This is a genomic window from Pseudomonas sp. (genome assembly GCF_030690725.1).
GTDB lineage: Bacteria > Pseudomonadota > Gammaproteobacteria > Pseudomonadales > Pseudomonadaceae > Aquipseudomonas.
Genome location: NZ_JAUYGD010000065.1, coordinates 91,347 through 104,420 on the forward strand (window position 1 = coordinate 91,347; position 13,074 = coordinate 104,420).

Annotated in this window: 13 protein-coding genes and 1 other RNA gene; 7 read left to right on the plus strand and 7 right to left on the minus strand. The window is 61.4% G+C overall.

Features of this window, described 5'->3' with window-relative positions; genetic code table 11:
- Both pepP and Q8O69_RS15880 read right to left on the minus strand, forming a co-directional pair.
- Complete coding sequence (pepP, locus tag Q8O69_RS15875; protein WP_305593222.1) at positions 1-1,335, minus strand: Xaa-Pro aminopeptidase; 1,335 nt, start codon at positions 1,333-1,335, stop codon at positions 1-3.
- A 33-nt stretch (positions 1,336-1,368) separates the two neighbouring features.
- Positions 1,369-1,923, minus strand: coding sequence for a YecA family protein (locus tag Q8O69_RS15880; protein WP_305593223.1), 555 nt, complete (start codon positions 1,921-1,923; stop codon positions 1,369-1,371).
- A gap of 280 nt (positions 1,924-2,203) precedes the next feature.
- Between Q8O69_RS15880 and Q8O69_RS15885 the strand changes: the two genes are divergently transcribed.
- The 4 genes from Q8O69_RS15885 (at position 2,204) to Q8O69_RS15900 (ending at position 3,582) form a co-directional block, all read left to right on the plus strand.
- On the plus strand, positions 2,204-2,410 hold the full coding sequence (locus Q8O69_RS15885) for a TIGR02449 family protein (protein ID WP_090254694.1): 207 nt from the start codon (positions 2,204-2,206) through the stop codon (positions 2,408-2,410).
- Entirely contained in the window at positions 2,410-2,724 is a 315-nt protein-coding gene (locus Q8O69_RS15890; protein WP_090254691.1) for a cell division protein ZapA, read from the plus strand. The genes Q8O69_RS15885 and Q8O69_RS15890 overlap by 1 nt, the downstream gene beginning before the upstream one ends.
- A 33-nt stretch (positions 2,725-2,757) precedes the next feature.
- Positions 2,758-2,936, plus strand: a non-coding RNA gene (ssrS, locus tag Q8O69_RS15895) — 6S RNA.
- Positions 2,937-2,985: 49 nt separating this feature from the next.
- A complete protein-coding gene (locus Q8O69_RS15900) occupies positions 2,986-3,582 on the plus strand; it encodes a 5-formyltetrahydrofolate cyclo-ligase (protein WP_305593224.1) in 597 nt (198 codons plus the stop codon).
- Between the two features lie 50 nt (positions 3,583-3,632).
- Here the strand turns inward: Q8O69_RS15900 and Q8O69_RS15905 are convergent, their stop codons facing one another.
- On the minus strand, positions 3,633-3,767 hold the full coding sequence (locus tag Q8O69_RS15905) for a hypothetical protein (protein WP_256665141.1): 135 nt from the start codon (positions 3,765-3,767) through the stop codon (positions 3,633-3,635).
- Between the two features lie 172 nt (positions 3,768-3,939).
- Here Q8O69_RS15905 and Q8O69_RS15910 point away from each other — a divergent pair, with 172 nt between their 5' ends.
- Positions 3,940-4,389 carry an EVE domain-containing protein gene (locus Q8O69_RS15910; protein ID WP_305593225.1) on the plus strand — a complete coding sequence of 150 codons (450 nt, stop codon included), beginning with the start codon at positions 3,940-3,942 and terminating at the stop codon, positions 4,387-4,389.
- Between the two features lie 28 nt (positions 4,390-4,417).
- On the opposite strand, the gene Q8O69_RS15915 is transcribed toward Q8O69_RS15910, so the two are convergent.
- On the minus strand, positions 4,418-4,825 hold the full coding sequence (locus tag Q8O69_RS15915; protein WP_275962130.1) for a flagellar basal body-associated protein FliL: 408 nt from the start codon (positions 4,823-4,825) through the stop codon (positions 4,418-4,420).
- A 158-nt stretch (positions 4,826-4,983) separates the two neighbouring features.
- On the opposite strand from Q8O69_RS15915, the gene Q8O69_RS15920 reads away from it, so the two are divergent.
- Positions 4,984-5,961 carry an NADPH:quinone oxidoreductase family protein gene (locus Q8O69_RS15920; protein ID WP_305593226.1) on the plus strand — a complete coding sequence of 326 codons (978 nt, stop codon included), beginning with the start codon at positions 4,984-4,986 and terminating at the stop codon, positions 5,959-5,961.
- 275 nt (positions 5,962-6,236) lie between these two features.
- A complete protein-coding gene (locus Q8O69_RS15925) occupies positions 6,237-8,942 on the plus strand; it encodes a S8 family serine peptidase (protein ID WP_305593227.1) in 2,706 nt (901 codons plus the stop codon).
- A gap of 35 nt (positions 8,943-8,977) precedes the next feature.
- Here Q8O69_RS15925 and Q8O69_RS15930 read toward each other — a convergent pair whose 3' ends face one another.
- From Q8O69_RS15930 to rho, 3 genes are all read right to left on the minus strand, one after another.
- A complete protein-coding gene (locus tag Q8O69_RS15930) occupies positions 8,978-9,946 on the minus strand; it encodes a CDP-6-deoxy-delta-3,4-glucoseen reductase (protein WP_305593228.1) in 969 nt (322 codons plus the stop codon).
- The gene (ubiD, locus tag Q8O69_RS15935) at positions 9,946-11,412 is read right to left on the minus strand and encodes a 4-hydroxy-3-polyprenylbenzoate decarboxylase (protein ID WP_305593229.1); all 1,467 of its coding nucleotides are present in this window, start codon (positions 11,410-11,412) and stop codon (positions 9,946-9,948) included. Before ubiD ends, Q8O69_RS15930 begins: the two co-directional genes overlap by 1 nt.
- A 252-nt stretch (positions 11,413-11,664) precedes the next feature.
- Positions 11,665-12,924, minus strand: coding sequence for a transcription termination factor Rho (gene rho, locus Q8O69_RS15940; RefSeq protein WP_090254678.1), 1,260 nt, complete (start codon positions 12,922-12,924; stop codon positions 11,665-11,667).
- Positions 12,925-13,074 lie beyond the last annotated feature (150 nt).

Genomic DNA, 13,074 nt, shown 5'->3' on the forward strand with positions numbered 1-13,074 from the left:
CTAGGCAGCCACGCTGCGTGCGGCGGCCATCAGCGCTTCGATTTCGGCGACGGTTTTCGGCACACCGCTGGTGAGGATTTCGCAGCCGCTCTTGGTCACCACCACGTCGTCCTCGATGCGCACACCGATGCCGCGCCACTTCTTCGCCACGTCCTGATTGTCCACGGCGATATAAATGCCCGGTTCGACGGTCATGGCCATGCCGACTTCCAACTCGCGCCATTCGCCGCCGACCTTGTACTCACCGACGTCGTGCACATCCATGCCCAGCCAGTGGCCGGCGCGGTGCATATAGAAGGGTTTGTAGGCTTCAGTGGCGATCAACTCGGCCACATCGCCCTGTAGCAGGCCGAGTTCAACCAGCCCGGCGGTAATCACCTGCACCGTGGCTTCGTGGGCCTGGTTCCAGTGCTTACCGGGGCCGATTTCCTTGAACGCGGCTTCCTGGGAGGCCAGCACCAACTCGTAGATGGCTTTCTGCTCGGGGGAAAACTTGCCGCTGACCGGGAAGGTGCGGGTGATGTCGCTGGCGTAGCAGTCGATCTCGCAGCCGGCGTCGATCAGCACCAGATCGCCGTCTTTCAACTGTGCGTCGTTCTCGCGGTAATGCAGGATGCAGGCGTTCTTGCCTGCCGCGACGATGCTGCCATAGGCCGGCATCTTCGCCCCGCCCTTGCGGAACTCGTAATCCAGCTCGGCTTCCAGGTGGTACTCGAACAGGCCCGCACGGCTGGCCTGCATGGCACGCACATGGGCGCGGCAGGAGATGTCCGCGGCTTCCTTCATGACTTTGACTTCGGCCGCCGACTTGTACAGGCGCAGGTCATGCAGCAGGTGTTCGAGGGTGATGAATTCGTTGGGCGGCGTCGCGCCCTGGCGCGCTTTGGAGCGGATCACGTTGATCCATTCCATCAGCTGGCGGTCGAACTCATGGTGGGTGCCCATGGAAGAATAGACCCGATCACGGCCCTCGATCAGCCCCGGCAGGATGTCGTCGATATCGCCAATCGGGAACGCGTCATCGGCGCCGTACTGGCTGATCGCGCCGTCCTGACCGGCGCGCAGGCCGTCCCACAGTTCGCGCAGCGGGTCGCGCTCGCGGCAGAACAATACGTACTCGCCATGCTCGCGCCCGGGAATCAGCGCGATTACCGCCTCCGGCTCGGGAAAGCCGGAGAGGTACTGGAAGTCGCTGTCCTGACGGTAGGTATGCTCGACATCGCGGTTGCGGATATACACCGGCGCCGCCGGCAAAATCGCGATGCTGTTGGGTTCCATCTGCGCCATCAGCGCCTTGCGCCGACGGGCGTATTCCGACTTGGGGATGCTGATCATGGGCAGATTGAGTCCACTTCTATTGCATGAAAATCAATGCAGCGACGGCTTCGCCGCGGCGACCACAGGTTTGGCGCACTCGCTGAACAGCAGCAACGGCGCGACACGCAGGTATTCCATCACTTCCATGTAATCGTTCTCGCCATCATCGGATTCGTCCAGGGCGTTCTGCACCTGGGCAATCGCCGAGAGGTCCTGCAGCACTTCCATGGCTTCCGCGCTCAGGGCGCTGTCGCGGGCAGTCAGACCGAAGCCGCCAAGGAAGCCCTGGCACCATTGTCCCAGAGCCACGGCACGCTCGCTAAGCGGCGCATCGTCGCTGGGCAACAACAGCACCACGGTGACATCGTTGCTGGTCAGCTCGCCCTTGACCATTTCCTGCAGGCCGATCAGCGCCTGGCGCACGGTGTCTTCCGGCGCAGCACCGAGCAGCTCGGCGGCATCCACCAGCCAGGAGTCGATTTCAAAGCCCGCACCAGCACAGCTGCGACCGAGCAACAGACCATGCAACTCGGCAGGGGAAATGGTGTGGCCGCTGCTGGCAAGCAGGGCGGCAAACGCGGAGTACGGCGAATTTGAAGTTGGCATAGATAACTAGGCGCAAAGCTGCGCGATCACTAGAATGGAGGCCTTGTATCCTAGCACCGGCAGGCGTGCCAAGACTATGCGGGCGGCTCGATGGAGCCCGCCCAGCCAACGCAAAGATTGCCGCGTCGTGATCCGTGGGTGAAATGCATCAACCTCTAGCGTGCCGTTCTGCCCCACACTGGCATGCAACTGCGCCGCGCACCACCCGGCACTGTCGAAGACACCCTAAAGACGCTATTTTTCACCTGCCAGCCCACTCACCTAGTACGAGTAGAGAACCATGGAAGACGTCGACCTGCAGGCTCTTACGACCAAGCTGGACTTGCTGATCCAGCGCGTCGAACAGCTCAAGGCGCAAAACCGACAGCTTCTGACAAGCGAAAAGGCCTGGCGCGAAGAACGCGCCCATCTAATTGAAAAGAACGAAATGGCCCGGCATAAGGTCGAATCCATGATTTCGCGCCTCAAAGCCCTGGAGCAGGATTAATGACCCAGTCGAATACCTTGACCGTCCAAATTCTGGACAAAGAATATTGCATCGCCTGTCCGAGCGATGAACGCAGCAACCTGGAAAGCGCCGCGCGCTACTTGGACGGCAAGATGCGGGAGATCCGCTCAAGCGGCAAAGTGATCGGTGCCGACCGCGTTGCGGTGATGGCCGCCCTGAACATCACCCATGACCTGCTACACAAACAGCAACACCTTGACCAACAGGCCGGCGCCAACCGCGACCAGGTGCGTAGCCTGCTCAATCGAGTCGACAGCGCTCTGGCTCGGGATGCCGATGAGCAAGGCAGCTGATTGCGTGCCGATGCTTTCGGGTATACTGGCTACCGCTCCCTGGAGTGTGCGCCAGTTGGTGATGTCCCTGAGCCGATTCGCACAACCCCGGAGGTTGCACGTTGAAGCCGGTGTGCATGTCCGCTTGACGGAAAGCCTTAACGCCTCCTGCAACCTCCACCTTGAACTTTCGGGTTCAAGGGCTAAGCCGACAGCGGCACGTCGGGGAGTCATTCTTTCCAGCCGGTTGCCCTTCCGCGGCGATCGCTACAGCAACAACCCATGCTCGATACCTCAGCCCTAAGCCGCGCGCAATTACGTCGCCATCTGCGCGTACAGCGCCGCACACTCAGCCGCCACGCTCAACGCCAAGCCGCCCACGGCTTGTATAAACAGCTGGCGCAGCACCCAGTGTTTCGCCGCGCGCGGCAGATTGCCCTGTACCTGCCCAATGACGGCGAGATTGACCCACGCCCCCTGCTGCGTGCCGCGCAGCAACGCGGCAAAGCGACTTATTTGCCGGTGCTCAGCCCCTGGCCGCGTAGCAAGATGGTGTTTCAACGCATCCGTATGGGTGAGCGCTTGCAGAAAAATCGCTTCGGTATTTACGAGCCTCGGCGCAACTGCAAACAGCAACGCAAGGTCTGGACACTGGATCTAGTGCTGCTACCGCTGGTCGGCTTCGACCGCCACGGCGCGCGCCTGGGTATGGGCGGAGGGTTTTATGACCGCAGCCTGGCATATCGCGCATTGCGCAAAAATTGGCACAAACCGACATTACTGGGCTTGGCGCATGAGTGTCAGCAGGTAGATCGACTGGCGATGGCCAGCTGGGATGTGCCACTGCAAGGCACAGTGACGGACAAAGCGTGGTATTGAATCAAGCCGCTATAAAGGCTGTACCGCACTCCCTGCGGTACGTACCAGGTTCAACCAGCCGCTTGCGACTGAGTGACCGGCGTATCAGCCTGGCGATCCCACAAACTCTGGGTATAACCGGTAGTGACCACACCCAGGCTGAACAGTATTACCAAAATCAACAACACATCGGGTTTACGTTTCATCGAATGCCTCCCCCTTAAAGGCATAGCGCACGCTGTATTCGCGGCGATTATTTTTATAGGTCCAACAGCGGCTGCCATCCACACGCGCCGGCTGCAACACTGCAATACGCCGGGCACTACCCGTGCAAATAGCACCTGCCCGCTAACGGACTGAATCACAGGAGCAAAGTTCATGCCTTATTGGCTGATGAAGTCAGAACCCGACGAACTCTCGGTCCACGACCTGCAGCGCCTGGAGCAGGCACGCTGGGATGGCGTGCGCAATTACCAGGCGCGCAACTTCCTGCGCAGTATGCAGCCGGGTGATCTGTTCTTCTTCTATCACTCCAGCTGCCCAGAACCAGGCATTGCCGGAATCGCCCGCATCGCCTCGGCACACTACCCCGATCCCACCGCGCTAGAGCCTGGCAGCCACTACTTCGATGCCAAGGCCAGCGCTACCAAGAACCCCTGGAGCGCGGTCGATGTGGCGTTTGTCGAGGCGTTCAAGCGGGTGATCCCGCTGGAGCAACTGAAGGCGCAGAGTGCGCTGCTGGCGTTGCCGCTGGTACAGAAGGGCAGCCGCCTGTCGGTGATGCCAGTCAGCGCCGAGGAATGGGCAGCCGTACTGGCGCTGCGCTGAAATGGCGCAGCGCCTGCTGCATGTGGGCTTATTGAATAATCAGGTTATTGAATAGCAGGTCTTCCACCAGCGGCTTGCCTTCCTCCTGGGTAAGCACTTCCTGCACCTGCTTGAGCGCTTCGGCGCGTAAGGTTTCGCGAGCACCCGGGGCCGCCATGGCTTCTTCTGTCTGCTGGGAGAACAGCATGACCAGTTGATTACGGATCAGCGGGTCGTGGTGTTTGACCCTCGCCTCGACATCTGCCCCAGTTACCCGCAGGGAAATATCGGCTTTGAAGAATTTGAGCTTCGGCCCCTCGCCAAAATTCCCCACCAGCGCAGGAAACAGCGAGACATAGGCCACGGCAGGCACCGCCGCCTTGGCTTCTTTATCTTCAGAGGCGTGTGCCGCCAAGGGCAGGGACAGGGCCAACAACAATGCGATCCAGGCTTTCACAGGCGGTATTCCTCAAGAGTTCAGCCCCTAGCATAGCCACAGTCAGGCAGCGGCCCAAGCCCCAAGCTTATGCATAGCTATCAGGCACAGGCATGCTCGTTGACCGGGCACCGCCCGCACCTACACTGCATGGCCATTAACCGCAGAGGAAAAGCCCGATGAAAGCCGTGCTGTGCAAAGCCTTCGGCCCCGCCGAAACCCTGGTACTGGAAGAAATCGCCAGCCCCGAAGCGAAGAAGAACGAAGTGCTGCTGGAAGTTCATGCGGCCGGGGTCAACTTCCCCGACACGCTGATCATCGAAGGCAAATACCAGTTCAAGCCGCCCTTCCCCTTCTCTCCAGGTGGCGAAGCAGCTGGCGTGGTCACCGCCGTCGGTGAAAAAGTCAGCCACCTGAAAGTCGGCGACCGGGTGATGGCCCTGACCGGCTGGGGCAGCTTTGCCGAAGAAGTGGCGGTGCCCGGCTACAACGTTATGCCGATCCCCGCGAGCATGGACTTTGCCAGCGCCGCCGCCTTCGGCATGACCTACGGCACCTCGATGCACGCCCTCAAACAACGCGCCAACCTGCAACCGGGGGAAACCCTGCTGGTACTCGGCGCATCCGGTGGTGTCGGCCTGGCCGCCGTGGAAATCGGCAAGGCCATGGGCGCCAAAGTGATCGCTGCCGCCAGCAGCGCAGAAAAGCTCGAAGTGGCCAAGGCCGCCGGCGCCGATGAGCTGATCAACTACAGCGAAAGCAACCTGAAGGACGAAGTGAAACGCCTGACCGGCGGCCAGGGCGCGGACGTGATCTATGACCCGGTGGGTGGCGACTTGTTCGATGCAGCCATTCGCTCAATCGCCTGGAACGGCCGCCTGCTGGTGGTGGGCTTCGCCAGTGGGCGCATCCCCGAGCTGCCGGTCAACCTGACCTTGCTCAAGGGCGCAGCCGTGGTCGGGGTATTCTGGGGCTCCTTCGCCCAGCGCCAACCGCAGGACAACGCGGCCAACTTCCAACAGCTATTTGCCTGGCACGCCGAAGGCAAACTCAAGCCGCTGGTCTCGCAGACCTTCCCACTGGAGCAGGCTGCTGAGGCGATCAACACCCTCGGCCAGCGCAAGGCCGTGGGCAAGGTGGTGGTGCAGGTGCGCTAAACCCGCCAGGCCGACATTAATCACAGCCTATTTGCAGAACCATTCGGTCATCTTGTGCGCCAACGCATGCTTGGCACACAAAGATGACATTGGCCTAGACCAGAGCACTCGTAGCGCGACTCAGCGCACAGTCGGCTTTCTAGCACGACCTAGAATCCGCCCCTTTTTGGCGGACAACTGGCATGGCCTTTTCTCGAATCGCACAACACAGCAGACCTGCACTTCTGGCGCTGGCCATTAGCTCTGGCCTGAGTACTTTGTGCTGGGCGGCGCCCATGCCACCCGCCGAACTGCCAGCAGAAATCCAGCGTGAGTTTATCCGTATCTATGAGATGCCAGATGCTGGGCTGCCTTCACAGCTGGTACCGATGCTGGAGATCTTCCCCGAATACCGCGAGCAGCTGATGCGCTATCTCGGTGAAGACGCCAGTGCCGAGCGCCAGGCACTACTGGCAGACTTGGCCGAGGCCAGCCAAGAGGAACGCATCAGCTGGTTTACTCGGCGCAGCAATCAGCTGCTGCTCGCCGGCAGCGTACTGGCAGGGGCCATCGCCGCCAGCCAATCGTCCGGCGGCTCCAGCGCTGGCAGCAGCGTAGCAACTACACCCCAACCAGCCCCCGTGCCACCAGCGACCAACCCAGTGCAGCCTGTTCCTCCGCAGCCGCCTGTTCCTCCGGCTCCCGAACCCGCACCGCCAGCGCCTAACCCGGTACCGCCTACGCCGCCGCAGCCGCCTGCTCCTCCAGCCCCGCCCCCCGTACAGCCGGAACCGGAGCCGACCCCACCGGAGCCCGCCCCTGCTCCACAGCCCGTTGACCCGGCACAGTTTCGTACTGCCGAATTCAATGCCAGCTGGGGCCTGGCCACCGTCAAGGCCGAGCACGCCTATGCACGTGGCGCCACAGGTGCGGGAGTGACCGTGGCAGTGGTCGACACCGGCGTGGATATCGACCACCCCGACCTGCGCAATAACATCGCTCCTGGCGGTGATGTGGTGCGCACCGGTGGCCCGCGCATGACCGATGGCGACAGCCACGGCACCCATGTCGCCGGCACTATCGCCGCTGCCCGCAACGGCCAAGGCATGCATGGCGTGGCTCCAGAGGCACGGATTCTACCGATCAAATACCTGCATGACGGCGTGGAGGGCAGCGAAACCTTAGACACCCGTGACGCCCTACGCCGGCAGATCGAGCTGGGCGCACGTATCTCCAACAACAGCTGGGGGCAACGGGTAAATGTCGCCGAGGGCGGCTACCGCTCACGCACTCTGGCCGACCTCGATGCCAATGACCGCAACTACTACCGCAACTCAGTAGCCACCCTGTACCGCGAGGCGCAACAGGCCGGCATCGTGTTTGTCTTTGCTGCCGGCAACAACACCACAGGCGACACCAGCATCGCCGGCAACAGCAGCCTCTATGCCGCACTGCCGGTCATCGCGCCCGAACTGCAGGGGCAGTGGCTGGCGGTAGTGAATATCCGCGAGGACGGGCGGATTTCCGATGGCTCGCACCGCTGCGGCGACGCCCAGGCTTGGTGCCTGGCCGCGCCCGGCAGTTGGGTGTACTCCAGCGTGCCCGGCGATGGTTACGGCTACAAGAGTGGCACCTCCATGGCCGCACCACATGTATCCGGTGCCCTGGCATTGCTGATGGACCTGTTCCCGACCCTCAGCGCCGCACAGATCACAGAACGTACCCTGGTCTCGGCCAACAAGAGCGGGATCTACGCCGATAGCGCCACTTACGGTCAGGGTCTGCTTGATCTGCAAGCCGCCAGCAACCCGATTGGCGGGCTGCTGATCGAAGCCAGCAGCGGCGAAGTCATCACACTCGACCAGGCACGCCTACGCGAAAGCCCTGCATTGGGTAATGCACTCCGCGCCTCGCTGGGCAAGGTCGACCTGGTGCTCAAGGACAGCCTGGATGCGCCATTCTTGGTCAACGCCAGCGTGCTGCAGCAGGAGCCGCAAGCCAGCCACAGCCGCATCGACACCGGCAGCTACCTGCAGCGCCTGGAGCAGGAGCACAGCAGCCAGCAGATGGATGCAGGTAATGGCCTGCAGCTGCGCTACAGCGCCACTCGCCAGGACAGCGGCCTCGCCGCACTGGGCAATGTGCAAGCCTGGCAGAGCCTGGGCAAGGACAGCGCCCTCAGCGCCAGCCTGAACACCGATACCTCCTGGAGCCAAGGCCTGCTGCGCATGCAACCACTCCTGCAGAACAGCAGTATGACCCGCGCCTTTAGCAACCCCTACCTGAGCCTGGACAACCCAGCTAGCGGTACCGGCCTGCACTGGCAGTTAGATGAAAACTGGCACAGCGCGGTGCAGGTGCAGACCAGCAACGCCAGCGAACGCTTCAGCGACCGCAACAGTGACGAACAGCAACACAGCCTGCAAACAGAATGGGCCTACCGCGCCGAGAGCGGCATGCATGTCAGCCTGCAACTAGGCCTACTGAATGAGCAGCAACGCCTGTTGGGTAGCCAGGGCGAAGCCTGGATCGGCCAAGGTCAGACAAGAACCTGGTTTAGCGGGCTCAACCTGAGCCTACCGCTGAACGAGCACTGGCAGCTGTTTGGCCGCTACAACAGCGGCCTGAGCCAGCTGGACGGAGGGCGCTGGCTCGAATCCGGGCGCCTGCGCAGTGACAGTTTCACCCTTGGCGTGCTCGGCCAGAGCAACCCACAGCTGCAGTACGGCGCACTGGTCTACCAGCCACTACGCCTGCGCGACGGTAAGACCTCAGTGCAGATGCCCACGCGCCTGAACGCCGACAACAGCGTCAGCTGGGACAAGGTGGACATGCAGTTCAAGGCCGATGGTCGACACATGGAATACGAGCTGTTCATGCGCTATGAACTGCCCGCCTGGCAGCTCAGCTTTAAAGGCAGCCTGCTGCATATTGCCGACTACCAGAACCAGCCCGGCAATAACGATAACCTACTGATGATCAACGCCGGCTGGCGTTATTAGACGCTGACGCGGTCAGCACCCGCTGGCCGTGCAGTTTAACTGCGCGGCGCGTAGGCGAATACATCCGCGCGCATCTGATGGGCATCCATGCCGGCGTCGACCAAAGCATCCAGCGTGGCGTAGACCATCGCCGGTGAACCGCTGGCATAGACATGCAGCGCCTTGAGGTCAGCGAAGTCTTCACGCACCGCTTCGTGCAGCAGACCACAACGGCCCTGCCAGCCACACTGATCACTGACCACCTGATGCAGGAACAGGTTGGGCACCTGCTGCCACTGCGCCCAATGTTCCAGTTCGTAGAAGTCTTCCGGACGCCGTGCGCCCCAGTACAGGTGCACCGGATGGACGAAACCGGCAGCGCGGCAGTGTTCGATCAGGCTGTGCATCTGCGCCATGCCGGTACCGGCGGCGATCAGCACCAGCGGCCCAGCCGGCAGCTCGGCCAGGTGGGTATCACCGAACGGCATCTTCACCCGCACCAGGCCGCTACGGCGCAGCTGGGCGATCAGCGCAACCGTGGCCTCATCGCGGGCCAGCACATGCAGCTCCAGCTCACGCCCGCGATGTGGCGCCGAGGCCAGGGAGAACGCCGCGTAATCGTCACCATCGCGCTGCAGCAGCAGGTATTGCCCGGCGTGGTAACGCGGCGCCTTGCCGGCCGGCGTATTCAGCCGCAGGCGAAACACATCGCCGCCCAGCTCATCACAGGCGACAACCTGGCAGGCCAGCTCACGCACCGGCAGCTCGCCGGGGGCGAGCACGCCATCCCAGTGCAGCACGCAGTCTTGCAGCGGCTCGGCCAGGCAGGTGAACAGCTCGCCGTGAGTCAGCTCAACCCCACCCTGTTGCACGCGGCCTTCAACCAGCAGCGCCGCGCAGATATGGCAATTGCCATTGCGGCAGCTCTGCGGGCAGTCATAACCCAGACGCCGCGCGGCATCGAGGATGCGCTCGCGGGGCTGCACGTCAAGCACGGCACCTGAAGGATTCAGGGTGACTTTCATCAATCAATTCCCAGCTCAGACCACAGCGCATCGACGCGCTGCTTGACCGCTTCATCCTGAACGATAGCTCGGCCCCACTCGCGGTTGGTTTCGCCGGGCCATTTATGGGTGGCGTCCAGGCCCATCTTCGAACCCAGGCCGGAGATCGGCGAGGCGAAGTCGAGGTAGTCGATCGGCGTATTGTCGATCATCACCGTGTCGCGCTTGGGGTCCATGCGCGTGGTAATTGCCCAGATCACGTCGTTCCAGTCCCGTGCGTTGATATCGTCGTCGGTGACGATAACGAACTTGGTGTACATAAACTGTCGCAGGAACGACCACACACCGAGCATTACGCGCTTGGCGTGACCGGGGTATTGCTTCTTGATGGTCACCACCGCCATGCGATACGAGCAGCCTTCCGGCGGCAGGTAGAAGTCGATGATCTCGGGAAACTGCTTCTGCAGGATCGGCACGAAGACTTCGTTAAGCGCCACGCCGAGAATCGCCGGCTCATCCGGCGGACGACCGGTGTAGGTGCTGTGGTAGATCGGCTTTTGCCGACGGGTAATGCGCTCGACGGTGAACACCGGGAAGGTATCGACCTCGTTGTAGTAACCGGTGTGATCGCCGTACGGCCCTTCCGGCGCGGTCTCGCCCGGATGGATCACCCCTTCGAGGACGATTTCAGCACTGGCCGGCACCTGCAGATCACTGCCACGGGCCTTGATCAGCTCGGTGCGGTGGCCGCGCAACAGACCGGCAAAAGCGTATTCGGAAAGGCTGTCGGGCACCGGGGTGACGGCACCGAGAATGGTTGCCGGATCGGCGCCGAGGGCGACGCATACCGGATAGGGGCGATCCGGGTACTTCTGGCACCACTCGCGGAAATCCAGGGCGCCGCCACGGTGGCTAAGCCAGCGCATGATCACCTTGTTACGGCCGATCACCTGCTGGCGGTAAATGCCGAGGTTCTGCCGTTCCTTGTTCGGACCCTTGGTAATGGTCAGGCCCCAGGTAATCAGCGGGCCGACATCGCCTGGCCAGCAGGTCTGCACCGGCAGCTTGCCGAGGTCGACATCGTCGCCCTCTTCGATCACTTCCTGGCACGGTGCATCCTTCAGCACCTTGGGCGCCATGCTCAGCACCTTCTTGTAGATCGGCAGCTTGTTCCAGGCGTCCTTGAGGCCTTTCGGCGGCTCGGGCTCCTTGAGAAAAGCCAGCAGCTTGCCGATTTCACGCAGCTCGCTGACTTCTTCCGCACCCATGCCCAAGGCCACGCGCTTGGGCGTGCCGAACAGGTTGCCGAGCACCGGCACATCGAAGCCTGTGGGGTTTTCGAACAGCAACGCCGGCCCGCCTTTACGTAGGGTGCGGTCGCAGATTTCGGTCATTTCCAGCACAGGGGAAACCGGCGTTTGAATGCGCTTGAGTTCGCCGCGCGTCTCCAGACCGCGAATAAAATCGCGCAGGTCACGATACTGCATGCAGATGCCTCGTTTCGGGCCGAGCAATAGGGGCGCAAAGTTTAGCGCCGAACTGGGTCTTTCAGAAGGGAAAGCCAATACCCAGGAACACAAAAGCCGGGCTTACCCGGCTTTTGTAGAGTGCGTATGTTTAGGATCGTAGCGAGCGAAGGTCAGGCAAGGCAAAAACAGACGAAAAAGCGGAGTGTACTTTTGTACATGAGCATTTTGAGTCTGTTTTTAACGCAGCATCACCGAGCGCAGTAGATCCTCTTACTTACGCTTCATCGACTGGAAGAACTCTTCGTTGGTCTTGGTCGCTTTCAGCTTGTCGGTGAGGAACTCGATGGCGGCAATCTCATCCATCGGGTGCAGCAGCTTGCGCAGAATCCACATGCGCTGCAGTTCGTCATCGGCGGTCAACAGTTCTTCGCGACGGGTGCCGGCGCGGTTGATGTTGATCGCAGGGAACACACGCTTCTCGGCGATACGACGGTCCAGCGGCAGCTCCATGTTGCCGGTGCCTTTGAACTCTTCGTAGATCACTTCATCCATCTTCGAGCCGGTTTCTACCAGCGCGGTGGCGATGATGGTCAGCGAACCGCCTTCTTCGATGTTACGCGCGGCGCCGAAGAAGCGTTTCGGCTTCTCCAGGGCGTGGGCGTCAACACCACCGGTGAGCACTTTGCCGGAGCTTGGGATCACGGTGTTGTAGGCACGCGCCAGACGGGTAATGGAGTCGAGCAGGATGACCACATCCTTCTTGTGCTCGACCAAGCGCTTGGCCTTCTCGATCACCATTTCGGCAACCTGCACGTGGCGGGTTGGCGGCTCATCGAAGGTCGAGGCAACCACTTCACCGCGCACGGTGCGCTGCATTTCGGTCACTTCTTCCGGGCGCTCGTCGATCAGCAGAACGATCAGGTGGCACTCGGGGTTGTTGCGCGCGATGTTCGCCGCGATGTTCTGCAACATGATGGTCTTGCCGGCTTTCGGCGGTGCGACGATCAGGCCGCGCTGGCCTTTGCCAATCGGGGCGCAGAGGTCGATCACCCGGCCGGTGATGTCCTCGGTGGAGCCGTTACCGGCCTCCATGACCAGACGCTTGGTGGGGAACAGCGGCGTCAGGTTTTCGAACAGGATCTTGTTCTTGGCGTTTTCCGGGCGGTCGTAGTTGATCGTGTCAACCTTGAGCAGCGCGAAGTAACGCTCGCCTTCTTTCGGCGGGCGAATCTTGCCGACGATGGTATCGCCAGTACGCAAGTTGAAGCGGCGGATCTGGCTCGGCGAGACGTAGATGTCATCGGGGCCAGCGAGGTACGAGGCATCCGCAGAGCGGAGAAAGCCGAAACCGTCCTGGAGAATCTCCAGCACGCCATCACCGGAGATTTCCTCACCGCTTTTAGCGTGTTTTTTCAACAGGGAGAAAATCACGTCCTGCTTGCGCGAACGGGCCATGTTTTCCAGGCCTTGTTGTTCAGCGAGTTCCAGCAGTTCGGTAATCGGCTTTTGCTTGAGTTCGGTCAGATTCATAGGAATGACGTAATCATGAAGGAGGGGAATAAGCTATTTAGCTTGGGAGGCCGCGCCGCTGAGAAGGCGACTTGATCGCCTGCTTGTATATCGAAAGATTCGAATAGGAATGCGTCGGCGACGGCTTGCAGGGGGCTGCATAGGAAATGC

Coding starts and splice junctions, on each gene's coding strand:
- pepP (WP_305593222.1), bottom strand. CDS start 1,335: ATGATCAGCATCCCCAAGTCGGAATACGCCCGTCGGCGCAAGGCGCTG.
- Q8O69_RS15880 (WP_305593223.1), bottom strand. CDS start 1,923: ATGCCAACTTCAAATTCGCCGTACTCCGCGTTTGCCGCCCTGCTTGCC.
- Q8O69_RS15885 (WP_090254694.1), top strand. CDS start 2,204: ATGGAAGACGTCGACCTGCAGGCTCTTACGACCAAGCTGGACTTGCTG.
- Q8O69_RS15890 (WP_090254691.1), top strand. CDS start 2,410: ATGACCCAGTCGAATACCTTGACCGTCCAAATTCTGGACAAAGAATAT.
- Q8O69_RS15900 (WP_305593224.1), top strand. CDS start 2,986: ATGCTCGATACCTCAGCCCTAAGCCGCGCGCAATTACGTCGCCATCTG.
- Q8O69_RS15905 (WP_256665141.1), bottom strand. CDS start 3,767: ATGAAACGTAAACCCGATGTGTTGTTGATTTTGGTAATACTGTTCAGC.
- Q8O69_RS15910 (WP_305593225.1), top strand. CDS start 3,940: ATGCCTTATTGGCTGATGAAGTCAGAACCCGACGAACTCTCGGTCCAC.
- Q8O69_RS15920 (WP_305593226.1), top strand. CDS start 4,984: ATGAAAGCCGTGCTGTGCAAAGCCTTCGGCCCCGCCGAAACCCTGGTA.
- Q8O69_RS15925 (WP_305593227.1), top strand. CDS start 6,237: ATGCCACCCGCCGAACTGCCAGCAGAAATCCAGCGTGAGTTTATCCGT.
- Q8O69_RS15930 (WP_305593228.1), bottom strand. CDS start 9,946: ATGAAAGTCACCCTGAATCCTTCAGGTGCCGTGCTTGACGTGCAGCCC.
- ubiD (WP_305593229.1), bottom strand. CDS start 11,412: ATGCAGTATCGTGACCTGCGCGATTTTATTCGCGGTCTGGAGACGCGC.
- rho (WP_090254678.1), bottom strand. CDS start 12,924: ATGAATCTGACCGAACTCAAGCAAAAGCCGATTACCGAACTGCTGGAA.